A 22,340-nucleotide genomic window follows, 5' to 3' on the forward strand; every position below is an offset into this window, starting at 1 on the left:
AGGGCGGCTCTGCGGATGCCGATCTACTCCCGGCCCCCGGCAGATATTCTTGAAGAGATCGATTGAGGTAGACGCTGTGAAATCACCGAAGACTGCTACCGCTGGCTTGCCGAGAATCTGACGGGCGGAGAGGGCGTCGATAAGGCACCCAAACGGTCAGACCTTGACTCCGAAGCAAACGCTGCCAGTGGAAAAGCCGATCAAATTCGCCTCAACTCTACGACGATCGGCGAGCCGACGGGAAGCCTTCGTAGAATCTAGTTGCGCGCAGGGGCGTGCAGCGCCGCCGCGGCGCCCCCGTGCAATCCGGAGTTATTTCGCAAGGCCTCGGACCCAGAGCGCCGACTCGGCCGGGACCGACATCCTGTCGTCGACCAGGAGCGTTTAATCACGATCGCTCTTGCTTCCGTGTCTGACTTGCAACGTCCGCAGGTCTTGATCGTGTCTGGTGAGGGCGAACCACGGGGGAGCCTCTGCGAGACATCCGGAGGCAGCCTACAAAGTCAGTCGAACAACAATAAATACGGCACGACGTTCGTTCCATTTCCCGGTGAAAAGTCCACAACGTCCCCGGTCCATGGCCTGTTTTTCTGCCCCACTTCGGCCTCTCGTAAATAGAGTGTGAGAGCGTGTGGATGCTCTCGAATACGCACACTTTCGCAATTAGAGGAAGACGATAGGCTCGAATTCTTAGACCTGCTCTCGAAGCCCATGCATGTGTCAATGGCGACGTATAGGCGCTGAGGTAATATCGGTCTTTCCAAACCTTTCCCGGGGGGCGGCATGTGGTCGATTGATGGGATAACCGATCGGACGTTTCGCGCTAAATTTCTCGATGTGCCCGATGCGATGTCGGCATGGCTAAACGAGGTCGGGGGCTTCGAAGGGAAAGACGTGCTGGAATTCGGATGCGGTGAAGCAACAGCGGCACTAGGCATCGCGCTTCGCTATCATCCGCGCCGCCTTGTTGCGACCGAGATCCAGTCGAGTGAGCTCGATCGCGCTATTCCGCTGGCGCGCGAGCAGCTTGGTCTTAACGAACTGCCACTGAATCTCGAACTGACGAAGGTCGATCCGGCTGAGCGGCTAGACCACACGGGCCGCTTCGATATTGCCTACAGTTGGTCCGTTTTCGAGCACGTGCGCCAGGATTTGATCGCCGATTGCCTGACCAAGATTTTCGACGTGCTGCGCCCAGGCGGATATATGTTCTTGCAAACTACGCCGCTCTACTACTCGGCATTCGGTTCGCATTTCGCACAATGGATACCAATGCCTTGGGCGCACCTGTCAATGCAACACAATTTGCTCTGCGACGAAATCCGTCGACAGGTAACTGACAGTGACGAGTGCCGAATCTTGCTTTCCATGTACGAAACGCTGAACCGCGCCACGGATTCGCATATTCTTGACACCGCCCGAAGTGTCGGATTTGAGATTGTTCGCGAACATCGGACCTACGATGCTTTCCCCATCCCAGAGCAGCTTCTCCGCATATACCAGGAGTCCGTCCTCAGGACGAACCAACTCGTATTCCTCGCGAGAAGGTCAGCCGACGACTAGCACATTGATCGTATTCGCGTAGCGCACTGGCGATGATCCAGTGCTAAATGATGACCGCATGAAGTGTGACTTAGCGGTACCCGTCGCCCGGGGCAATATAAGCCATGCCTACATGACGTGTCGGTATTGCAAGGGAAGCGCGGGATGATGGCGTGGTTTGAGCCATCAAACGGGGTTGATACGCTGATGAGGGAAGGCCACAGACTGGAATCGGTGCACTTTCTACGCTTCTTTGCGGCAGCGGGCGTGGTGGTGCACCACTTAATGCAATATTACGGCAGCCACATCCACGGTGGGCGTGTTCTTTGTGATAAACGGCGTTGTCATCGCCCTCGGGGTAGCCGAAGGTGCAAGTGTGGGCCGCTTCAGGACCCCGCGAATCTCGGCGAGACTCTCGCGTGGCCCCAATATCCATACGGCGTCGAGGGCGTCGGCCGCGCCGTCCAGCGTCGAGCTTCGCGCATCGTGTCGACCCGACAGCGATGCGCCCGGATTTTGACGCGCCACGCCGAGTCGTTTGGCCATGACCGTCAAACCTAATCCCCTTTCCCGCATCAGTGTCTTGATCGGAACTAGGAATGGCATTTCATTCACCCTAGGCCGCAAGAAAACAGGCACCTAGAAACATATGGTTGATAAACAACGTATTTACATCATTAACAACGATTCTGAATCTGACTTGTCACGTGATATACCGCCGCACACATCCTTGTTTATTGGTGATTCCCCCGCTTGAGATAACGTCCGCGAATGAAAAATCAATCGTTGATGTCAAAGTGAGGTCATATTGTTTCGATCCTTATCGTAAGAAGGATGATATACATATCAACTAAGAGAGTGGCAGGCGAGGAGGTTGGTCGTTTGCTCAGAATCCCGCCACACGGGCGTTTCACGGTGCATCGCTTGACGAAACAGGGCCTGCTCGCGAATGAGTTCACGTGCCTGCTGGTGGTGGGAACAGTTTTAGCCCTAACTTCTTGGTCCGACGGCAGGAGCGCGCCAAGACGGAAAAGCAAAAACGTAAGTGACGGGGCAGCAGAGACAACAACGATTTGCCTTGCTAACCACCGCGCGCAAACAGCGCACGCTTCATCTTGTGCAAGGTGCGATACGGCGTCACAAAGTGCAGCAAGCTCTTCGCCACGCCCGCCCAGTCGCGCCAATTCATCACATTCAGATAACGCAGCTGCAGGCGCAACGTCGATACGATCTGCCGCCGCCGCTTCGTCGCGCTAATGCCGCCTTCATTCAGTTCGTAGTACAAACCAAGCTCCGGCAGATTCGCGCACTCGTAGCGCTCCATCAGTCGCAGGAACAGGTCGAGGTCCTCAGCGGCCGGATACTGCACGCGATAGTTGCCTACAGCGAGCACGGCATCGACACGTAACATCACCGAAGGATGCACGAGCGGCGAGCGCAAGAGGCGCGAGCGGCGCAGCGCACGCGCATCGCTGCTCGGACGCAGCATGAAAAGCGGCTCGCCCGCGCGATTGACCACCTGGGTCCACGTGCCGAGCGCCGCAAGCGCAGGTTCCGCTTCCATGCGCGCGCGCTGTTTCGCGAGGCGCTGAGGCGCAGTGAGATCGCCCGCATCGATACGCGCAGCGTAACGAAAACCGCGCGCCGCGAGCGCCTCGATGCCAGCCTGCAACGCGCGCTCGATACCGCCGTTCTTCTCCATCCGCAAAACTTCCACGCACATGCCCGGCACCTCAGGCGCGACGATCGGCGGCGTGCTGCCATCGTCAACGACGAGCGCATAGATCGTTGCGTCCTCATCGAACGAAGCGAGCGTTCGGGCCACATCGTCCTGACCGTTGTATGCAGGCATGAGCACGGCGACGTCGGCAAGCACGCCCTCGCGTGCATCGCGCATGGGAAGCGCGGCGGAATTCATCATGAAACGAGTTTGAAGCGAATGTAGTAGAGGTTCACGCAGGCGGCCGCGAGATAGCCTGCCGCGAGGCCGCACAGCGCGCCATACGAGCCGAGTCGCGGTATCGCCACGAGATTCACGGCGAACGCCACGGCGAGCGCGAGCAGCCATTTCGCGAGCAGCACGAATTTCGCCTGATATTTGAGCACGACGAGGTTGCCGATGGCTTCGAGTCCCGCCGGCACCGAAAGCCACACGGCCCAGCGGAAGATGCCGATCGCGCCTTCGTAGTCCGGCCCGAACACGCGGCCGATGATGACGCCCGCGAGCGCATCGAGCACGAGCGCGCCCGCCACCATCAGCACAGCCGTCATCGCGAAGAGGCGCACGAGGTTGCGGCGCAGCTGCGCGGTCTGCTGCACGCGGTAGACGAAGGCGGGCGCGATCGTCTGCGAGAGCATGAGCGCAAGCGTGATCCAGTTCTCGTTGAGCTGTTGCGCAGCCGAGTAGCGGCCGAGATCGGCGAACGAGATCGTGCGCTCGAGCATCAAGCGGTCGAGCTTCAGGAACAGGTACATGCAGATGAGCCCGAGCCAGAACACCGTGCCCGCGCTCGCGAAATGCTTAAAAAGCGAGCGGTCCACGTGCCAGCCGAGCTTGCCGCCGTGGCGGCGCCGGAAGTAGAGCACGAGCGCCGCGCCGATCGCCGCCGATTCCAGCGCCCAGAGCCAGCCGAAGGTGGCGGGCGCGAACGCCGCGCGCGCAAGCAGAAATACGAGCAGCGCCTTGATCACGGCCGTCGTCATGCTCGCGAGCAATTGCGGTTTGCTGTATGTCATGCTCTGCAGCCAGGCGTTGATCACGCCCACAAATGGCTCGCGAAACAGCATCGTCACCGCGAGCCCGGCGAGCATGGCGCCGACCATCGGGTCGGTCACGCCGAGCGCAATGCCGGCCCACGTTAGGAGCAGCGCCGCCGCCGACACGCCGATGCGCAGCGCGAACGCGCTCCCGAGCACGGTGCCGAGCTGCTCCGGCGGCCGGTTGACGATGGTCGGCACGAGAATCTCGGCGCCGCACACCCACGTAATCGGCGCGAGCACGAGCAGGAGCGTGTTGGCGTACTGCCACTTGCCGAATACGTCAGGGCCGAAATAGCGCGCGAGCACGCCGCTGATGGCGATGGCCACCGCGATCTGCGTGACGCGCTCGAGGCCGAGCCACACGATGTTCGCAAACGCGCGGGCGACGTCGGGATTGCCAAAGCGCTTGAGGCTCAGCATCGCGCCTCGCCATGGCGGGAGGCGCTAAAAAAGGGGCAGGCACGCGGCGTGCGCAATCTCTCCGCCATTTTTGACGAATATTTTGGCAATAAAAGGAAACAGTGAAGCATTAAAATGGGTGCATACCACTGCCGAAAAACGGCAATTATAGTTTGTAACGGATCCCACTTTTCGTAACTCCGAAGGCTTACAGTCGCCTGTCCGTGTTACGAATAGACCCGAATCCCCATCAGGACGTGAGCCCCAACATGATTTCGAAATCGATTTTCAAGGCATATGACATTCGCGGCGTGATCGGCAAGACGCTCGACACCGACACCGCGCGCGCCATTGGCCGCGCCTTCGGCAGCGAAGTGCGCGCTCAGGGCGGCGACGCCGTGGTGATCGCGCGCGACGGCCGGCTCTCGGGTCCCGATCTCTCGCGTGCGCTGGCCGACGGCCTGTGCGAGGCCGGCGTGGACGTGGTCGATGTCGGCATGGTGCCCACGCCTGTGGGCTACTTCGCCGCGAGCGTGCCGCTCAAGCTGGTTGGCGGCGAGCGCAACGTGGACTCCTGCATCGTCGTGACGGGCAGCCACAATCCGCCCGACTACAACGGCTTCAAGATGGTCCTGCGCGGCAAGGCGATTTACGGCGACCAGATCCTCGCGCTTTACGACCGCATCGTCGCGGACCGTTTCGACGCGGGCGAAGGCAGCTACACGAAGTACGACATCGCCGACGCTTATGTCGATCGCATCTTGAGCGACGTGAAGCTTGCACGTCCGCTGAAGATCGTCGTCGACACCGGCAACGGTGTGGCGGGCGACCTGGCTCCGCGCCTCTTCAAGGCGATGGGCTGCGAACTTGTTGAGCTCTTCACGGAAGTGGACGGCAATTTCCCGAACCATCATCCGGACCCGGCGCACCCCGAGAATCTGCAGGACGTGATCCGCGCGCTCAAGGAAACGGATGCGGAAATCGGCTTCGCGTTCGACGGCGACGGCGACCGTCTGGGCGTCGTGACCAAGGACGGCGAGATCATCTACCCCGATCGCCAGCTCATGCTGTTTGCCGAGGAAGTGCTTTCGCGCAATCCGGGCAAGCAGATCATCTACGACGTGAAGTGCACGCGCAATCTCGCGAAGTGGGTGAAGGAAAAGGGCGGCGAGCCGCTCATGTGGAAGACGGGCCACTCGCTCGTGAAGGCGAAGCTGCGCGAAACCGGCGCGCCGCTCGCGGGTGAAATGAGCGGCCACGTGTTCTTCAAGGACCGCTGGTACGGCTTCGACGACGGCCTGTACACGGGCGCGCGTCTGCTCGAAATCCTCTCGCGCGTGGCCGATCCGAGCAAGCTGCTCAACGACCTGCCGAACTCGCACGCCACGCCCGAGCTGCAGCTGAAGCTCGAGGAAGGTGAGAACTTCGAGCTGATCGGCAAGCTGCAGAAGAACGCGAAGTTCACGGGCGCCGACGAGGTCATCACCATCGACGGCCTGCGCGTGGAGTATCCGGACGGCTTTGGCCTTGCCCGCTCGTCGAACACCACGCCCGTGGTCGTGATGCGTTTCGAGGCCGATAACGATGCGGCGCTTGCGCGCATCCAGGCCGACTTCAAACGCGTGATTCTTGCCGAGAAGCCGGACGCGAAGCTGCCGTTCTGACGAAGACGTCCCGGCGGCCCGCCGGTAAGTAGACAGCGAGCCCGCATACGACCGATCTGAAGGGCGTATGCGGGCTCGCGAACGTTTACCGACTCATTGTGACTGTCGCGCGGCAAGCTGTTCGCCCATACTTCGGGATACAAGCTGTCGCGAGGCACGACCGGAGCGAGATGCGCCGCCAGACTTAAAGGGCGGGGCGTCGCGGTCTTCCGGCCCAAGCGTCGCGCATGTCAAGGAGGGCCGGGGGATGTTGCGTGTCGTCAGGTTCGGAGTCGCTTGCGGCTTGCCTGCCAACTGGACCCATCAGGCGGCATGATCGTGCGCGACGATTGCATCCATCGCAGTTCCTACCCAGTGCACGCGGCGCCAGGCTGGCTCGACGGGCACCGTATCCGTATTTACGCGGCCTTCGTGCTGCTGGTGAATATTGGCTACTTTTCGCTACGGATCTGGTTTGGATGCATCGACCGGATACCCAACGTCAGCCCGCCAGGTTGGGATTTCGCCGTATTCTGGAGCGCCTCCTGGCTCGCGCTGCACGGGCCGGCAGCCAGCGTGTTCGACACTGCCCTCATCGAGCGGATTGCATTACCGCTGCAGAATATTCTGCCGACGCCATTCGTCACGCCGTGGACCTATCCGCCGACGTTTTTGCTGGTCATGCTCCCGGCTGCGTTGTTGCCTTTCCCGGTCTCTTGTCTCCTGTACGTATCGGCGGGGATGGCCTTCGCGTACCACGCGTGCGCGCGGATCCTGCCGGCCGTGCGGAACCCGTCATGGTGGCTGCCGGTTGTCGCTTTCCCTGCAGTCTGGGTCGCGGCGGGCGCCGGGCAAAACTCATTTTTGACTTTTGGGCTCTTGGGGCTCGGACTCATGTCGCTTGGCAGGCGACCATGGCTCGCAGGCATTTTCTTTGGATTGCTGGCCATTAAACCGCAACTGGGTCTCGTGATTCCCATTGCGTTGCTGTTTGGCAGGCATTGGCGCGCCTTCGTGTCGGCGGCGCTGACTGTCGGCGCGTTTTCTGCGCTCGCTGGGCTGGTGCTCGGATTCGAGACGTTCTCCCGCTTTGCGCAGGCGTTGCCCGCATTTAGCCAGTTCGTCGTCGAGTATTCAGACCGCTGGCCGCGCGGCATCTTGACGGCGTTCGGCGCCGCGCGCCATTTCGGCGTGGCCGTGCCGACCGCATATGCCTTCCACGCGGTCGTGGCGGCGCTGGCCGCGAGCGCCGTCGCCTGGCTTTGGGCCGTGCGCGCGCGGTTCGAGTTGCGGGCGTCGATGCTCGTGCTCGCCACGCTGCTGGTGCCGACCTATGTGATGCCCTACGACTTGCTTCTCCTCGCCTTGCCGATTCTATGGCTCGTGCGCGATGGTGCCCGCAATGGCTGGCTTCGCGGCGATGGGGTCGCGGTAGTGGGCGCATGGCTCTCGCCGCTCGTCTTCTATACGCCTGGCGATTGGGCGGCCGGCGTTTATGTACCAGTCATCGTATTTGCGTTGTTGATGGTCGTCGTGCGGCGCTACCTCGCGCAACAGGCTGCGCACGCTGGCAAGCGGCAGTTGGCAGATATCAATGCAGGGACCGGGTTAGCTGCAAAATAAGGCCGTTCAGAGCTGGTACACAGCCAGGTGGCGTCAGAGGCGTAACGCGTGATTTCACGCTTGCGCTGACTTACGGGGGACAACATGAGTAACGATCAATCGAGCACGGGTGCCGCGGACACGCCCAGTGATTCGGGCGGACTTCTCGCCATGTTGGTGTTGCTGTATTTCCTTCCTTCGATCATCGCCTTCCATGGTATGCACCGTAAGCGACGCGCTATCACGCGGCTTAACATGCTGCTCGGATGGACCGTGCTTGGCTGGTTTGTCGCTTTCCTCTGGGCACTGACTGCGGTTCAGAAGGGCGGCTTCGCCACAGGCAATCGCGCACGTGCCAACGTGAGAATCGGCAAGGAAGCGCGAACGGTTTTTCGCTGAGTCAATCTCTCGCACGCTCGTCCCGCATCCACACATCGGAGGTCGCACGCCGCAGCATCCGGCCGGCGACCTCCGCGGCCCAGCGCGTCTATTTCGCGTGGTCGCGTGAGGCGCGTACGAGTATCAGAATGAGCCACACGGGAAGGAGAAATGCAGCCCATGAGTGCGTGGTTGCCGTATTGCAGATCAAGAGAAACGACAGCAGGGGCGTGAACCATGCCAACGTCACGAAAACATAGTCCGTAGCAGTAAGAGACGTCGATGGGTGGCGTGAGTTGGCATGCGCGCAAATACACACGATAGGTAGAAGCAGCCAGGCGAGGTCGTAGTACACGAGATAGGGCTGAATCATGAGCGTGGTGACGATGGCGGCTGCCGCGAGCAGTTCCCGGTTTATCCCGCGCGCCCATGCTATCGAAGTGGCTAGCACCGCCCCAAGGGCGATTGCAACGTGTACCGCGTACGCCACGCCCGCGCCTATACCGGCTGAGCGCATGAACGCGAAGACAGTGGGCATGGCACGCCAGAGATGACCTTCGCCCTGTACTAGCGCGACATCCTGAAACCACGCTGCGGCTTGAAAGAACTTCATCCATAGCGACCAGCCAAACAGGGCGGCGCTTGCGGTGCACAGGACGGCCGCCGTCAAGATCGCTGCGGCGCAGGCTCGAAAATGGCGGCCGCACAGAAAGAACAGCGGAAACAGGATGCCCAATTGAGGCTTGATCACGAGCATGCCCGCACAGATACCGGCCAGGATCGGCGCAGTCTCAAGGACGCCAAGCGCACCGGCCACCAATGCAAGCGTTAGCAGCGAGTTCTGCCCATAGACCATCGTTACCCAAATGCCCGGAAACGCGACGACTGTCGCCCAGGGCAACGTACTCCTCCTCATTACGGGCATGCAGGCAAGCAGGCACCCCGCAACGCCGATACCCAAAAAGAGTGCGTACGAAGCCGCGTAGGGCAGCGATGCCAGCGGGTACACGAGCAACTGAAACGTCGGCGGGTAGATCCACGGTCCGAACATATTTGCCAAAGGCGTGCCCGCCTGCAGCGACGCCTCGCAGGCCAGTAGCCGTTGGTTGTCGAAGGCCGCCGCGGCGCCGTGGCGCAGTGAAACCTCAGAGGCGCACCAGAAGACCCGAAAATCCGAACCGGGGAGCGGGACCCCCACTTTGTGGAGTCCCCAATAGGACACCGCCCAGATTCCGATTAGCGCAGCCTGCAGGATGAACAATGCCGCGCTGTACAACCTGATTCGTTCACGGCACAGCCACGGCCGTCGTTCCACCATCGATGCCTCATGGCTGGTCTGGGCCGCGACGCGCATCGCGAGGCCCTGCGCATCCACGGCGACCTTTGATCGACGCACGCTTATCGGCCGGCTGCTCGCACCTGCGACGCGTCACGCCAGCGAACCAGCTCCAGCGGTGCGCTGCTGCTACGTGCCTCTGCGCGTTCGACCGGCAGGACGCTGATGCTGGCACGCGCCTCGTAGCGCCGGCGCACGAGGTAGACAGGCCGCTCTTTTGACTCGTCGTAAATCCGCCCGACGTATTCGCCAATGACGCCGATGCCAACCAGCTGGATGCCGCTCAAGAACAACACCACGGAAAACAGGGAAGCGTAGCCCGGAACGGGATTGCCGAACAGCAACGTGCGGCCAACCATAAACGTGCCGTAGCAAAGCGCGAGTGCGGCCAGCGCCCCGCCGATATACGTCCAGCCGCGCAACGGCACGGTGCTGAAACTCGTAATGCCTTCCAGAGCAAAATTCCACAGGCGCCAGCCGGAGAACTTGGTCTTGCCTGCGCAGCGCGGTGTGCGTTCATAGTCGATCGTGACCGTGTTGAACCCGACCCACGCGAACAACCCCTTCATGAACCGATGCCGCTCCGGAAGAGTGCGCAGCGCGTTGACCACCTGACGATCCATGAGTCTGAAGTCGCCCACGTTCTCGGGGATCTTCAATTCCGATAGGGCGTTGTGTATGCGATAGAACAACGCCGCGCTTGTGCGCTTGAGAAAGGAATCGCAGGCGCGGCTCGCACGCCGGGCGAGGACGACTTCTGCACCCTGGCGCCAACGCTGGATCATCTCCGGGATCAACGAGGGCGGATCCTGGAGGTCTGCGTCGATGACGACGACAGCGTCGCCGGATGCTTCGTGGAGACCCGCCGTGAGCGCGGCCTCCTTGCCGAAGTTGCGCGTGAGATCGATGACCTTGACGCGCCGGTCGCGCTGGCTCACGAGGACCAGCTTTTCAAGCGTGGCATCGCGGCTGCCGTCGTTGATGCAGACGATCTCGAAGCGCACGGTCGCGATGGACTCCATCGTCGCGATGATCTGTTCGAAGAACGCTGCGACGCCATCTTGCTCGTTGTAGAACGGAGCGACGATAGAGATCAGCGGGGTCTCGAGCGCGAGTCCGGTGCGGCGTACTTGCTCGTCGATAAGCATGTTCATGATGTTTTCTCCCTCCTACGACGAGACCGCGGTGTTGGACATTGCCTGCGCGTTTCGCTCGCGCGCGATCTGCGCGATCAGCATCCAGAGCGTGGCAATCGAGATGAGCGGAGTGAACGGGACGTGCAGATGAGAAACGAGCGTGAGACCGGCAATGGGGGCGAGCCAGAGTACGGCCAGCCATTCGCGCTGTCCGCGCTGAAAGCCGTGCTCTTTCGCGTGATAGACCACCCATGCGATCAGGATTCCATACCAGGTCAGGTCGTAGTCATAGAGGTATGGGCTCACGAGCATGCTGGCGCACACGAGCACGGCGGCGCGCAGGCCGAAAGCGCTGGGCCGGCCCCACGCGTAGCAGACGGCCGCAGCGGCACAAAGGGCGGATACGGCCTGTGCGCCACTGGCGAGAGCGGTTGGAGCATGGAGCAGCTTGAGCGCCCCGAACACCGTAGGTACGCGAAACAGGTGGGCCCCTCCTGTTTCGACGAAACTGTTGGCGAGCCCCATGTTATGAACGAACGCAACAAGCGTCTCGCTACCGAAAGCCAGTACCGAGAGCCCCAGTGAAAGCGCCACGCCCACGCTCATTGCGCCCAGTGCGCGCCACGAGCGCGAAGCCAGCAGCGCAAGTGGAATGAGCACGCAGAGCTGCGGCTTCATAGCGACGAGTGCAAAGCAGAGCCCGGCAAGAATCGGGCGGCGGCGCAACAAGATCAGTCCGAGTCCAACCAGCGATGCCGTGAGCAGCCCATTCTGGCCCGACGTCAACACGAGCGCGGATCCTGGGAAGGCGATTGCAATGAGTGCAGTGCGTGGGTGAGGCGCGATCGTCCTGACCACTTTCACGAACAGCGCGAGCGTGCCGAACAGGAAGAGGGGGGCAGAGAGCGTGAACGGCAGCAATGCCAGCGGATAGACGAAGAGCAGGAACGTTGGCGGGTAGAGCCACGGAAGGACGCCGACGGGCCGCCCAGCGGCGTATTCCTCGACGGGCTTCAGGATACTGAAGCTATACGCATCCACCGCGTGTCCTTGCAGGGCGAGATGCGAGGCACTCCAGAACGGCAAGCAGTCCACGGCCAGCACGCTCAGTTGCGGATCCTTGAGCCACACCAGGTGATACACGTAAGCCGCCGCCACGCCAAGATAGTAGACAAGTGCGGCGAGCGGGTAGATCCACAGGCGTGAGCCGCTCAACCAGTGCGAGCTGCGCTGATTGGCTCCGACGGGCAGAGCGGGCGCGGCTCTGGAAGTGCTCATGGAATCGCGGAAGGTCGTCTGGTTCATGGCGTGGTCTCTTCGCCTATAGGGTGGAATCGATGCGTGCGCGACGGAGCACGGCGAGCAGCATGAGCAACAGGATCACGGGTCCGGTTTGCGGCAGCCTGAGAATCTGGTTGACGAACTCGAACACTGGCAGGAGCCAGACGAGGAGCAGCACGGGCTGCTCGCCGGGCAGCCACCCGCGACGCAGTCCAGTCGCGAGAAGGCCAGCGCATGACAAGCCGACCCACGTTAGTTCGTAGTGCCAGACATAGGGCGTAACGATGAGCGTGGCCGTCCCGAGCGCGGCTGCACGCAGGGCGGTATCACGCGTCGTGCGCCAGATCTTCCATGCGCCGCAGGCGGCAATGACGGCAATCGCTGCGTGCATCAATCCCGCTGCGACGAGCGATGTGCCAATGAGTCGCAGCGAAGCAAACACGGACGGCGAGGCGAGCCAGAAGCGGACGTCGTGCTCGAGGATGAGTTCGCGCGCCATTGCGACATTCCCCGCGAACAACCGAAGCGATGGGGATCCGCAGAGCGCCACGCTCGCGATGAAAAAAAGCACGGCCGTCACAGCGGCCCATCCGAACACTCTCCATGCCCGTGCCGCGATAAGAACGAGTGGGAACAGGATGCCGAGTTGCGGCTTGATCACCAGCAGTCCGATGCAAATCCCGGCGATCGCGGGGCGCCGGTCGATCGACGCGATCGCAAACGCGGCGAGTGCCGCGGTAATCAGCGCGTTCTGCCCGAAGATGGCGCACACCATCACACATGGCATGGCAAGCACGACGTAGCGAGCGGCTGCGATGCCAAGCGGGCCTTGTGCGAGTCCGGAAACGCGCACGGTTGCACACACGAACGCGAAGGCGCTCATGCCCAGGAAAGCGACGTAAGCAAGGGGAAGTGGCAACAGCGCGAGAGGCGTGACGAACAGGAGGAACGTGGGCGGATACAGCCAGGGGATAAATGCGCTCTTGGGCAAGCCACCCGTCACCGCGGCCACGATACGTGAAAACGCTGAGTAGTCGAAGACTGTGGAGGCCTGGCCGTGCAGGACTGCGTGGCTGGCCGACCAGAACACGAGCAGGTCGGAGCCCGGACGCCAGCCGCCTGAAGCGGCGAAGCCATGAGTCACCCAAGCCCAGAGTGCCACGAAGCCGACACCGATGACGAGCATGACGGTGCTGTAGGCAATGAGTCTCTCGCGCGAAAGCCAGGAGCACGCCGCGAACTGCAAGCGTGAGCCATCCCGCTCAAGTGGTCGCATTTTTTGTAGTCCCCGTTGACTATTTTCAGTGGGCGGTCCAGCCGCCTCGTTTTTCCCCGAACACGCAAGCAGTGCGCTGCATGGCAGGCAATACCTGCGTGTTGCCTGGATTATTGGAAGACGAGTGCAACGGGAGCAATGCAGACTGCATTGTCAATGTTCGCGGGCGAACACTTGCACGCAAGGTCGCCTTGAATGAATAAAGCGCTGAAGAAAAAGGTGCGTTGCGTAGTGCGTCGACCGGGCGGATGTTGCCGGGTAACTACTGATTCTGGGGTGAGAGGTGCCACAGGAGTTTTGTATAAGCGCGTGCTTAATGCTCGTGTTCCTAACTAAAAATTAGTGGACTTATCAACGTAATGTCATATCTAGATAACTTGTAGACGAACGATCGTATTGAAGCTAAAAGAGAATTGTTCCGTAAATGCAGGGGTAAACACGAGATTCGAGGCTAACTCGAATGTGAGTGCCAGAGTTTCAGTAATCCGTAAGTGGTGGATAAAGCATGCTTATGGCTGGCGACGTGTCGTCGAATTAAGCGGGGTGGGCCACATGTAGCGTGTCAATTTTTCCGATTTGGTGTGTTGGGGAACAGGAAATTGTTGCTCGTGTGGCGAAGCGCACAAAGTCATCGGTTTGACACGCGTAGAACTGCGCCTGTGGCTGCAGCGCCGAAGCCGGTAACGCAGCCCGATCCACCCTCAAAACCACATGGAAACGGAATCGGGGGTTAACCATGTACAGATCCATTGGAGATCAAAAAATGCAAAAGCTCATCGCTCAGGCAAAGACCTTCGCTCGTGACGAAAACGGCATCACGGCACTCGAATACGGGATGCTCGCGGGTCTGATCACGGTGCTGATCATCGCTAGCGTCGCGTCGATCGGTTCGACGCTGAAGAACGTGTTCTCGGACGTTGCTGCCACGATCTGACCGCTGCGTAGGCGAGCGGGTAGGCAACGCAGACCGACTCGCCTCATACCGCCGGAAGGACCGGAGTAAACAGTTTCATAACTCGGTGGAGATCCAAAATGCAAAAGCTCATCGCTCAAGTAAAGCAGTTCGCTCGTGACGAAAACGGCATCACGGCACTCGAATACGGGATGCTCGCGGGTCTGATCACGGTGCTGATCATCGCCAGTGTCGCAACGATCGGCACGACGCTGAAGAACGTGTTCTCCGACGTCGCCGCCACGATCTGATCGATGCGCGGGGCGAGTGGGTGCACAACGCATGCTGCACTCGCCCCGCATCTCATACCTAACTGGAGATCAAAAATGCAAAAGATCATCGCTCAGGTAAAGACCTTCGCTCGTGACGAAAACGGCATCACGGCTCTCGAGTACGGGATGCTCGCGGCCCTGATCACGGTGCTGATCATGGCCAGCATCGCGTCGATCGGCACGACGCTTCAAAACGTCTTCTCCGACATTGTCAATACGCTCTGACCCACGCGAGTGATCACGGCACAGCAGATATAGCCAGGGAGCGCACAAATGGAATTCTCGATGCTTTCTGTTTCCTTGCCGCCGCAGCCTGTTCCACTGTGCGTGATCGCGTTGGCAATTCTCGCGGCGAGCACGGACATCGTCAGCCGCCGGATTCCGAATCTGCTGATCGTGGTTGGGCTTGTCTCGGCACTCGCGGTGCAGATCGCGCTGCGGGGAGCCCTTCCAGGCTGCGTGGTCTGGCTGGGTGGCGCGGCGACCGGGTTCGCGCTTCTGCTGCCGTTCTATTTGCTACGCGGCATGGCGGCCGGCGACGTCAAGTTGCTGATGATGCTGGGTGCGTGGCTCGGAGCGTCGGCGACCGTCGATATCGCAGTCAACACTTTCATCATCGGCGGGGTGTGGTCGTTAGGGGTTGCCCTGGTGCGGGGACAACTCGTCCGTCTGATGGGAAACGTCGCAGCGTTGCTTGCGGGAGCGAGCCGCGTCGCGCGCATGGCAGGGGTATCGCCAGGTACGGTACGGGAATCGGTTGGATCGATTCCGTATGGTGTCGCGATCGCCGGGGGGGCGGTTGCCGTGCTGTTCACGATGGTGAGCTAAAGCACGGGCCGGTGCCCGCGGGACAAGGACCGGATTTTCGGTTCGCCGATTATTAATGTTATGGAATGCTTACGGGGGATGTCATGAAAAACAGCCGCGCGTTTGTCATGCTCGCGATCGCTCTGCTGGCCGGTCTGGCCGCAGTGGTGTTCGCTTCCAAATGGTTGCTTCAAACGTCGTCGGGGGCCACGGTACCTGTTGCCGTCGCCTCCGACGACATCAATCTCGGTCAGCCGATCAATGAAACGATGATCAGAACGGTCAGCTGGCCAAAGGACAGCCTGCCGCCAGGAACGTTTGCAGTGCCAAAGGATCTGGACGGGCGAGTGGTCCGCGCAAGCCTCACGCGTGGCGAGCCGGTGCTCGAGTCGAAGCTGGCGCCTGTGGGCACCAAAGGCGGGCTATCGGCTGTGATCGGCGACGGACATCGCGCGATTACGGTCCGCGTGAATGACGTCGTGGGCGTCGCGGGCTTCGCGTTGCCGGGCAACTACGTCGACGTGATCGTCAACACGCAGGAGCCTGAGAAGAAAGCCGATACCCAGCAGCAGAGCATCTCGAAGATCGTGCTCGAAAAAATTCTGGTGCTGGCCGTCGCGCAGCAAGTCAATCGCGACGACACAGCGCCCAAAGTCGTGAACGCGGTGACCCTGGAGGTGACGCCCGAGCAGGCGGAGAAGCTCGATCTGGCGCGCAGCGTGGGCACGCTCTCACTCGTGCTGCGCAACCAGGTGGACGACAACAAGCTCGCGACCGACGGCGCGACCAAGCAAACCTTGCTCGGTGGTCCGCTTCCGCCACCCGTGCCGCTGCCGGAACCGGCACACCCGGTGCGTGTGAAGTACGCAGAGCGTGCGCCGGTGAAGCGCAACTGCATCGGCGTGCTCTCGGGCGTGACCGGCAGTCAGGAGTGTTTCTAAAAGCAGGTAGAACGGCAGCCTGAACCCGGCGATGACCATCCGGGCAGAGGGCGAGTGAGCGGTAACGCCGCCATTAAAACGCAGGTAAGTACGGGGTATAACGATATGGATACCAAAGTAAACGTGGGGTCCACGGGGGCCCGCAACGGCGTTCGTCCGTGGCGTGTCGCAACACTTGCCTGGGTATGTGCCGGGCTGATGACTTCGACACCGGGCTGGGCACAACAGGCGAACGGGAACGCAGGGCAGGATAAAACCGCTGCAAGCGCCGCGGTTCCGATGGGCAAAGGTCCCATGCAGATGACCATCAGCATGGGGCCGGCGCAAGGCAGCAGCGCGCCGCCCAAAGCCGTGGCGGGACCACTGCGCGGACCGAACTGCGTGGGCGCCATTCGCAACGAGAGCAACGTGGTCGTGCCGCTTGGCAAGTCGACGCTCGTGCCGATCGACGAACCGGTGCGCAACCGGACGCTCGGCAATCCGGAGGTCGCCCAGGCGACCATGGTTTCGCCGCAAACCCTCTACATCGTCGGCCAGGCGGTCGGGACCACCAACATGATCGTCCAGGGCAGGAGCGGCGCATGCCAGGTGATCGATGTGATCGTCAGCGCCGACGCCGGCGGCCTTCAGGCGGCGCTTGCGCAACTCATGCCGCAAGAGCGTGACATCCGCGTCTCGACGGCGGCCGACAACATCGTGCTTGCAGGTCACGTGTCGAGTGCGCAGGCGGCCCAGCAGGCCGTGGAAATTGCGCAAGTGTTCGGCGTGAGCGGTCAGAGCAACAACGGCGCACATACCGGCGGCGTGATCAATATGCTGAGCGTGGATTCGCCGCAGCAGGTCATGCTCGAAGTGAAGGTCGCTGAAGTCGACAAGACCCTGATCGATCAGCTCGGCTCGGCGGTCAATATTCAGGGCGGTTTCGGGTCCTGGACGGGGGCCCTGGTGAGCAACCTCCTTGCGGGCGTTTCGAGCGCGTTCGGTTTCTCGAAGGCGAACAACAATCCGCTCAAGTTTGCCATCGACGCGCAGAAGACCGACAACCTCGTGAAGATCCTGGCCGAGCCTAATCTCGTCACCATCAGCGGTCAGGAAGCGACCTTCCTCGCCGGCGGCAAGATCTTCATCCCTGTACCGCAAAGCGGCGGCGGCACGTCCGCCACGGCGATCACGCTGCAGGAGGAGGAGTTCGGTGTGGGGCTCAAGTTCACGCCGACGGTGCTCAACGGCGGGCGCATCAACCTGAAGGTGGCGCCGGAAGTCTCGGAGCTGTCGCCCACGGGCGTCACGTTGAGCGCTGCGAACGTCAGCGGCGTCACCATCCTGCCGCTCATCACGACGCGGCGCGCTTCCACCACGGTGCAGATGCACGATGGCGAGTCGTTCGCAATCGGCGGGCTCATCAGCAACAACATTACCGGCTCGCTCAAGGCAGTGCCAGGCCTCGGTGAGATTCCGGTGCTGGGCGCGCTGCTCAGGAGCACCTCGTTCCAGCAGGATCGCTCGGAGCTGATCTTCATCGTCACGCCGCATCTCGTGAAGCCGGTGGCAGACGTCGCGCAACTCCAGATGCCTACGGACAGCTTCTCGCAGGTCCACGAAGCCGACGTGTACGCAACGGGCAACATGGAAGGCCGCGCCAATCGCAACCAGGGACGTTTTGCGCCGCCCGCGCCCGCTGGCACGCAGGCCGTACCGGCTGAACCCGCACCTGGCGCTACGCCGGCCGCGCCGGCCGTGCCCGCCGCACCACAGACGCCGGCTGCGCTGCCCGCACCGCAGGTCTCTTCCAGACGCGAAGAGTCGCCTGTGCCGACCGTGCCCGCGCCCGCTGAAGCGCTCGCGCAGTCGGTACCGACACAACAGGTGAGTGCGCAGGCCCTCGTGCCTCCACCGGGTGAGGACAGCGCGGCACGCGCGCAGCGAATCGAGCGCGAGGCAGCGCGGATCGCGTCGAACGAAACCACCGCTCATTGACCAGGCGATCAGGAGGCCAAAATGAAGCTCGAAAACTTTGCATTCGTTCGCCGGTTCCTGCTGATCGCGCCGCTCGTAGCCGCGCTCGGTGGTTGCATGACCAGCTCGCCGATCTGGGAGGCGCACTTCGGGGAAGCCGTGCGCCACTCGATGCAGGCGCAAATCATCGACCCGGAAGCGGGCCAACACGCGTCGCAGCCGGGTGTGGACGGCAAGTCAGCGGCATCGGCGATGGATAACTATGACAAGTCGTTCCAGCATCCGGTGACATCCGCGAACCCGTACACGATTGGCGTAAGCGGTGGCGGCGGTAGCCAGTGAGCGGTGTTACGCACACACACGTGTAACTGGCCGGAGAAGGGAACAACAGCGGGGACATACGATCATGATCGACATACTCATTACCTCGACGGACGCAGAGCGGCTTGCGCAGATCATGCGCACGATCGCGGGATGCGGCCCGTACCGCACGACGCGTAGCGTGGGCACACCGTTCGATCTCGTCGAGCGCGGCGACACGCTCGACGCGTTCGATGTCCTGATTGTCGACGCGCGAGGGTTGCAGGAGGCACAGCTGCCTTCCGTGAGCGAGCTGTGCCGTCGTTGCGAACGGCTCACGTGCATTCTGCTGATTCCGGAGGCGTCGCCTGACGAACTCATTGCGGCAATGCGCGCGGGCTTTCGCGACGTGATCACCGGGGCGCTGGACGGCCGCACGATCGGTGAAGCGCTGCAGCGTGCAATCGGCCAGCGTGCGCATGGGAGCACGCGCACGTCGCGCATCGTCTCGTTCATGTCGTGCAAGGGCGGCGTCGGGACGAGCTTCATCGCGGCGAACGTGGCGCATATCGTCTCGCAGACGCAGGACCGTCGGGTGCTGCTGATCGACCTGAACCAGCTTTACGCGGACGCGGCCTTCCTCGTGACGGCGGAAACGCCGCCCTCGACGCTTCCGCAACTGTGCGCCGAAGTCGACCGCATGGACGTGGCGCTCTTCGAAGCAAGTGTGATGCATGCCGCCGGGAACTTCGACATCCTCGCGGGCGCGGGCGACCCGATCAAGGCGGGCGAGATGCGTCAGGACAGGCTCGAATGGGTGCTCGGCGTTGCCGCGCCCCGTTACGACTGCGTAATCCTCGATCTCGGCCAGACGATCAATCCGCTTTCCATGCTCGCGCTCGATCGCAGTGACGAGATCCACATCGTCCTGCAGGCGAGCATGCCGCATCTTCAGGCGGGACGCCGCTTGCAGGAGATCCTGCAATCGCTCGGCTACGGGCCGGAGCGCATGCGCCTGCTGCTGAACCGGCAGACGCGTCACGGCGAGCGCGTGCGCGAGGCCGCCGACACCGTGCTCGGCATGAAGCCGTTCCTCGTCATTCCCGACGATGCGCGCGCCGTGGCCGAGGCCGTCAATCAGGGCGTGCCGATTGCCACGGCCGCGCCCGGCAGCGCGGTGACGCGCAGCTTGCGCACGCTGGCGTCGAGCGTCGCGCTCCCGAATGCGACCGGCGCGTCAGCACGGGGCAAGGGCGAATCCCTGTTCGCGCGCATGCTCGGCCGCCAGGCGCCGGCCAAACTCGGATTGATGTAAAGGAGAAAAGTCATGTCTCTTCGCGAGCAGATCTTTGCGCAGCGCCTCGAGCCGACGATCGTCGAGCGCACCGATACGGGCGGTGCCGCTGCCGTAGCAGCCTCGTCGACGCCATCCCGGGTGAAGACCGAGGCCTACCAGAAGCTGAAGTACGACACGCATCATGCGGTGCTCGAACGGGTGGAACTCGAGCGTCTCTCACGCATGCCCCACGAGCAGATCCGCAGCGAGATCAACGCGCTCGTGGGCCGCATCCTCGAAGAGCAGAAGGCGCTGGCGAACGACCTCGAGCGCAAGCAGCTGGCCATCGATGTGTACGACGAGATGTTCGGTTTTGGGCCGCTCGAACCGTTGCTGCGCGACCCCACCGTCTCGGACATTCTCGTGAACACGTGGTGCCAGACTTACGTGGAGCGCCGCGGCAAGCTCGAACTCACCGATGTCAACTTCTACGACGACGCCCATCTCATGAAGGTGATCGAGAAGATCGTCTCGCGGGTGGGGCGGCGCATCGATGAATCGAGTCCGATGGTGGACGCGCGCCTGCCCGATGGCTCGCGCGTGAACGCCATCATTCCGCCTTCGGCCGTGGACGGGCCGCTCGTGTCGATCCGGCGTTTTGCGGTCAAGCCGCTGCTGGTCTCGGATCTGATCGAGCTGCAAACGCTTACGCCGCCCATGGCCCAGGTGCTCGAGGGCCTCGCGCGCGCGAAGGTGAACATTCTCGTTTCGGGCGGCACCGGCAGCGGCAAGACAACCATGCTCAACGTGCTGTCGGGCTTCATTCCGAACGACGAGCGCATCGTGACGATCGAGGACGCAGCCGAACTTCAACTGCGCCAGGATCACGTGCTGCGGCTCGAAACGCGTCCGCCAAACATCGAAGGCAAGGGCGAGATTACCCAGCGCGCGCTCGTGCGCAACGCGCTGCGTATGCGTCCCGATCGCATCATCCTCGGCGAAGTCCGTGGCGCGGAAGCGCTCGACATGCTCAACGCGATGAATACCGGCCACGAAGGCTCGCTCGCAACGATCCACGCCAACACGCCGCGCGACGCGCTCACACGCCTTGAGAACATGATCAGCCTGGGCGGCCTCGCGTTGCCGCCGCGCACGATGCGCCACCAGATCTCGTCCGCGATTTCGGTGGTCGTGCAGGCGGCGCGCCTGACCGACGGTCGCCGCAAGATCGTGAGCATTTCGGAACTCACCGGCATGGAGGGCGACATCATCAACATGCAGGAGATCTTTACGTTCAAGCGCACCGGTATGGATTCGAATGGCAACGTGCGTGGCCACTTTTGTGCGACGGGTGTGCGGCCGAAATTCTGCGAGCGCTTCGCGGCGTTTGGGGTGAACCTGCCCGAGCAGATTTTCGATCCGGGCCGCCGCTACGACACGGTCTGATATTCACGACGTTCATCCGGGGGAGCGTGTCATGAGTACAACCTTCATTCTGGCAATCCTGCTGCTCTTCGTAGCGGTCGTGCTTGCCAGCCAGGGCGCGTGGGAATGGTGGAACAGCCGGCATGGCGCGGTCGCGCGCCGCCTCGAATCGCGCATCGAGGCCGTGGCGACGGGGGGCGTGGGTCGCAAGGAGGCGATGTCCATCCTCAAGTCGCGCAAGCTCGATGGGTCGACGTTTGGCCAGCGCATGCTGCTGCTCATGCCGGGCATTCGCTCTTTCGAGGCCTGGGTGCAGCAGTCGGGCATCAGCTGGACGGCGTCACGCGTTATCGCAATGTGCGCGCTCATGCCGGTTCTCGTGATCGCAGCGGGGATGTTCGTCCGCGTGCCGCTCGTCATGCTGGCGTCTGGTGCGGCGACGTCTACGGTGCTGCCATTGATGTACGTGCGCTATCGGCGCACGAAGCGGATGCGGCGCTTTCAGAAGCAGTTGCCCGATGCCTGCGACATGCTGGCGCGTGCGCTGCGCTCGGGGCATGCGTTCTCGGGCGCGATCGACCTGGTCGGCACCGAGTTCGCCGACCCGATGGGCGCCGAGTTCCGCACCACGTTCGACGAGATCAACTATGGCGTATCGCTCAACGAGGCGCTGACGGCGCTTGCGCAGCGTGTGCCGGTCGGGGACCTGCGTTACCTCGTGATCGCCGTGCTGATCCAGCGCGAGACTGGCGGCAACCTGGCCGAGTTGCTGGACGGCATCGCGAGCCTCGTGCGCGAGCGCTTCAAACTCTTCGACAAGGTGCGCGTGCTCTCCGCGGAAGGGGTTCTCTCGGCGCGGGTGCTGGGTCTGCTGCCGGTGCTCACGGGCGGGGCCATCTCCTTCGTGAATCCCGACTTTCTCGAAGTGCTGTGGCAGGACCCGGCGGGCGTGATGATGCTTCAAGCCGGCACGCTGCTGTTGCTGGCCGGCATGGTTTGGGGGCGGCGCATCGTGCGGATTCGCGTATGACGGTGCCACGTCCCGGACCACTATCAAA

The 22,340-nt window shown here is 62.1% G+C and carries 20 protein-coding genes; 14 read left to right on the forward strand and 6 right to left on the reverse strand.

Features of this window, described 5'->3' with window-relative positions; translation table 11 throughout:
* The first annotated feature begins 783 nt into the window (after positions 1–783).
* A complete protein-coding gene (locus E1N52_RS07955; protein WP_133181732.1) occupies positions 784–1,563 on the forward strand; it encodes a class I SAM-dependent methyltransferase in 780 nt (259 codons plus the stop codon).
* Between the two features lie 1,060 nt (positions 1,564–2,623).
* Here E1N52_RS07955 and E1N52_RS07960 read toward each other — a convergent pair.
* Both E1N52_RS07960 and E1N52_RS07965 read right to left on the reverse strand, forming a co-directional pair.
* Positions 2,624–3,460, reverse strand: coding sequence for a glycosyltransferase (locus tag E1N52_RS07960; protein WP_425468033.1), 837 nt, complete (start codon positions 3,458–3,460; stop codon positions 2,624–2,626).
* Positions 3,460–4,722 (reverse strand): oligosaccharide flippase family protein, encoded by a 1,263-nt coding sequence (locus E1N52_RS07965; RefSeq protein ID WP_133181734.1) that lies wholly within the window; start codon positions 4,720–4,722, stop codon positions 3,460–3,462. Before E1N52_RS07965 ends, E1N52_RS07960 begins: the two co-directional genes overlap by 1 nt.
* Before the next feature lie 248 nt (positions 4,723–4,970).
* Between E1N52_RS07965 and E1N52_RS07970 the strand changes: the two genes are divergently transcribed.
* The 3 genes from E1N52_RS07970 (at position 4,971) to E1N52_RS07980 (ending at position 8,345) form a co-directional block, all read left to right on the forward strand.
* A complete protein-coding gene (locus E1N52_RS07970) occupies positions 4,971–6,365 on the forward strand; it encodes a phosphomannomutase/phosphoglucomutase (protein WP_133181736.1) in 1,395 nt (464 codons plus the stop codon).
* Positions 6,366–6,677: 312 nt separating this feature from the next.
* Complete coding sequence (locus tag E1N52_RS07975; protein WP_133181738.1) at positions 6,678–7,967, forward strand: glycosyltransferase family 87 protein; 1,290 nt, start codon at positions 6,678–6,680, stop codon at positions 7,965–7,967.
* Between the two features lie 84 nt (positions 7,968–8,051).
* Positions 8,052–8,345: a superinfection immunity protein gene (locus tag E1N52_RS07980; RefSeq protein ID WP_165979350.1), complete on the forward strand. Its 294-nt coding sequence runs from the start codon at positions 8,052–8,054 to the stop codon at positions 8,343–8,345.
* A gap of 88 nt (positions 8,346–8,433) precedes the next feature.
* On the opposite strand, the gene E1N52_RS07985 is transcribed toward E1N52_RS07980, so the two are convergent.
* The 4 genes from E1N52_RS07985 to E1N52_RS08000 are packed head-to-tail and all read right to left on the reverse strand — an operon-like array spanning position 8,434 to position 13,353.
* Positions 8,434–9,699: a glycosyltransferase family 87 protein gene (locus E1N52_RS07985; RefSeq protein ID WP_246088992.1), complete on the reverse strand. Its 1,266-nt coding sequence runs from the start codon at positions 9,697–9,699 to the stop codon at positions 8,434–8,436.
* Positions 9,700–9,722: 23 nt separating this feature from the next.
* Complete coding sequence (locus tag E1N52_RS07990) at positions 9,723–10,808, reverse strand: glycosyltransferase family 2 protein (protein WP_133182149.1); 1,086 nt, start codon at positions 10,806–10,808, stop codon at positions 9,723–9,725.
* Between the two features lie 21 nt (positions 10,809–10,829).
* Positions 10,830–12,101, reverse strand: coding sequence for a glycosyltransferase family 87 protein (locus E1N52_RS07995; protein WP_133181740.1), 1,272 nt, complete (start codon positions 12,099–12,101; stop codon positions 10,830–10,832).
* 16 nt (positions 12,102–12,117) lie between these two features.
* On the reverse strand, positions 12,118–13,353 hold the full coding sequence (locus E1N52_RS08000; protein ID WP_133181742.1) for a glycosyltransferase family 87 protein: 1,236 nt from the start codon (positions 13,351–13,353) through the stop codon (positions 12,118–12,120).
* 763 nt (positions 13,354–14,116) lie between these two features.
* Between E1N52_RS08000 and E1N52_RS08005 the strand changes: the two genes are divergently transcribed.
* The 10 genes from E1N52_RS08005 to E1N52_RS08050 all read left to right on the forward strand — a co-directional run bounded on the left by E1N52_RS08005 (position 14,117) and on the right by E1N52_RS08050 (position 22,312).
* Entirely contained in the window at positions 14,117–14,287 is a 171-nt protein-coding gene (locus E1N52_RS08005; protein ID WP_133181744.1) for a Flp family type IVb pilin, read from the forward strand.
* A 98-nt stretch (positions 14,288–14,385) separates the two neighbouring features.
* The gene (locus E1N52_RS08010; RefSeq protein ID WP_133181746.1) at positions 14,386–14,556 is read left to right on the forward strand and encodes a Flp family type IVb pilin; all 171 of its coding nucleotides are present in this window, start codon (positions 14,386–14,388) and stop codon (positions 14,554–14,556) included.
* A gap of 75 nt (positions 14,557–14,631) precedes the next feature.
* Positions 14,632–14,802, forward strand: a complete 171-nt coding sequence (locus E1N52_RS08015) for a Flp family type IVb pilin (RefSeq protein ID WP_133181747.1) — start codon at positions 14,632–14,634, stop codon at positions 14,800–14,802.
* Between the two features lie 60 nt (positions 14,803–14,862).
* Complete coding sequence (locus E1N52_RS08020) at positions 14,863–15,405, forward strand: A24 family peptidase (RefSeq protein ID WP_133182151.1); 543 nt, start codon at positions 14,863–14,865, stop codon at positions 15,403–15,405.
* An 83-nt stretch (positions 15,406–15,488) separates the two neighbouring features.
* On the forward strand, positions 15,489–16,325 hold the full coding sequence (gene cpaB, locus E1N52_RS08025; RefSeq protein WP_133181749.1) for a Flp pilus assembly protein CpaB: 837 nt from the start codon (positions 15,489–15,491) through the stop codon (positions 16,323–16,325).
* A gap of 105 nt (positions 16,326–16,430) precedes the next feature.
* Complete coding sequence (locus E1N52_RS08030; RefSeq protein ID WP_133181751.1) at positions 16,431–18,302, forward strand: type II and III secretion system protein family protein; 1,872 nt, start codon at positions 16,431–16,433, stop codon at positions 18,300–18,302.
* A 21-nt stretch (positions 18,303–18,323) separates the two neighbouring features.
* Positions 18,324–18,623 (forward strand): hypothetical protein, encoded by a 300-nt coding sequence (locus E1N52_RS08035; protein ID WP_133181753.1) that lies wholly within the window; start codon positions 18,324–18,326, stop codon positions 18,621–18,623.
* Between the two features lie 64 nt (positions 18,624–18,687).
* Positions 18,688–19,896 carry a CpaE/TadZ family protein gene (locus E1N52_RS08040; protein ID WP_133181754.1) on the forward strand — a complete coding sequence of 403 codons (1,209 nt, stop codon included), beginning with the start codon at positions 18,688–18,690 and terminating at the stop codon, positions 19,894–19,896.
* A gap of 12 nt (positions 19,897–19,908) precedes the next feature.
* Complete coding sequence (locus E1N52_RS08045; protein WP_133181756.1) at positions 19,909–21,303, forward strand: TadA family conjugal transfer-associated ATPase; 1,395 nt, start codon at positions 19,909–19,911, stop codon at positions 21,301–21,303.
* 31 nt (positions 21,304–21,334) lie between these two features.
* A complete protein-coding gene (locus E1N52_RS08050; RefSeq protein ID WP_133181758.1) occupies positions 21,335–22,312 on the forward strand; it encodes a type II secretion system F family protein in 978 nt (325 codons plus the stop codon).
* Positions 22,313–22,340 lie beyond the last annotated feature (28 nt).

Origin of the sequence: Paraburkholderia guartelaensis (genome assembly GCF_004353905.1) — a bacterium.
In the GTDB taxonomy this organism is placed as follows: domain Bacteria; phylum Pseudomonadota; class Gammaproteobacteria; order Burkholderiales; family Burkholderiaceae; genus Paraburkholderia; species Paraburkholderia guartelaensis.

What these genes read in the sequence shown, in the direction of transcription:
- E1N52_RS07980 (WP_165979350.1), top strand. Translation starts at nt 8,052, where the DNA reads ATGAGTAACGATCAATCGAGCACGGGTGCCGCGGACACGCCCAGTGAT.
- cpaB (WP_133181749.1), top strand. Translation starts at nt 15,489, where the DNA reads ATGAAAAACAGCCGCGCGTTTGTCATGCTCGCGATCGCTCTGCTGGCC.
- E1N52_RS07990 (WP_133182149.1), bottom strand. Translation starts at nt 10,808, where the DNA reads ATGCTTATCGACGAGCAAGTACGCCGCACCGGACTCGCGCTCGAGACC.
- E1N52_RS08050 (WP_133181758.1), top strand. Translation starts at nt 21,335, where the DNA reads ATGAGTACAACCTTCATTCTGGCAATCCTGCTGCTCTTCGTAGCGGTC.
- E1N52_RS08020 (WP_133182151.1), top strand. Translation starts at nt 14,863, where the DNA reads ATGCTTTCTGTTTCCTTGCCGCCGCAGCCTGTTCCACTGTGCGTGATC.
- E1N52_RS07995 (WP_133181740.1), bottom strand. Translation starts at nt 12,101, where the DNA reads ATGAACCAGACGACCTTCCGCGATTCCATGAGCACTTCCAGAGCCGCG.
- E1N52_RS08010 (WP_133181746.1), top strand. Translation starts at nt 14,386, where the DNA reads ATGCAAAAGCTCATCGCTCAAGTAAAGCAGTTCGCTCGTGACGAAAAC.
- E1N52_RS08035 (WP_133181753.1), top strand. Translation starts at nt 18,324, where the DNA reads ATGAAGCTCGAAAACTTTGCATTCGTTCGCCGGTTCCTGCTGATCGCG.
- E1N52_RS08045 (WP_133181756.1), top strand. Translation starts at nt 19,909, where the DNA reads ATGTCTCTTCGCGAGCAGATCTTTGCGCAGCGCCTCGAGCCGACGATC.
- E1N52_RS07960 (WP_425468033.1), bottom strand. Translation starts at nt 3,460, where the DNA reads ATGAATTCCGCCGCGCTTCCCATGCGCGATGCACGCGAGGGCGTGCTT.
- E1N52_RS07965 (WP_133181734.1), bottom strand. Translation starts at nt 4,722, where the DNA reads ATGCTGAGCCTCAAGCGCTTTGGCAATCCCGACGTCGCCCGCGCGTTT.
- E1N52_RS08040 (WP_133181754.1), top strand. Translation starts at nt 18,688, where the DNA reads ATGATCGACATACTCATTACCTCGACGGACGCAGAGCGGCTTGCGCAG.
- E1N52_RS08015 (WP_133181747.1), top strand. Translation starts at nt 14,632, where the DNA reads ATGCAAAAGATCATCGCTCAGGTAAAGACCTTCGCTCGTGACGAAAAC.
- E1N52_RS08005 (WP_133181744.1), top strand. Translation starts at nt 14,117, where the DNA reads ATGCAAAAGCTCATCGCTCAGGCAAAGACCTTCGCTCGTGACGAAAAC.
- E1N52_RS07955 (WP_133181732.1), top strand. Translation starts at nt 784, where the DNA reads ATGTGGTCGATTGATGGGATAACCGATCGGACGTTTCGCGCTAAATTT.
- E1N52_RS08000 (WP_133181742.1), bottom strand. Translation starts at nt 13,353, where the DNA reads ATGCGACCACTTGAGCGGGATGGCTCACGCTTGCAGTTCGCGGCGTGC.
- E1N52_RS07975 (WP_133181738.1), top strand. Translation starts at nt 6,678, where the DNA reads ATGATCGTGCGCGACGATTGCATCCATCGCAGTTCCTACCCAGTGCAC.
- E1N52_RS08030 (WP_133181751.1), top strand. Translation starts at nt 16,431, where the DNA reads ATGGATACCAAAGTAAACGTGGGGTCCACGGGGGCCCGCAACGGCGTT.
- E1N52_RS07970 (WP_133181736.1), top strand. Translation starts at nt 4,971, where the DNA reads ATGATTTCGAAATCGATTTTCAAGGCATATGACATTCGCGGCGTGATC.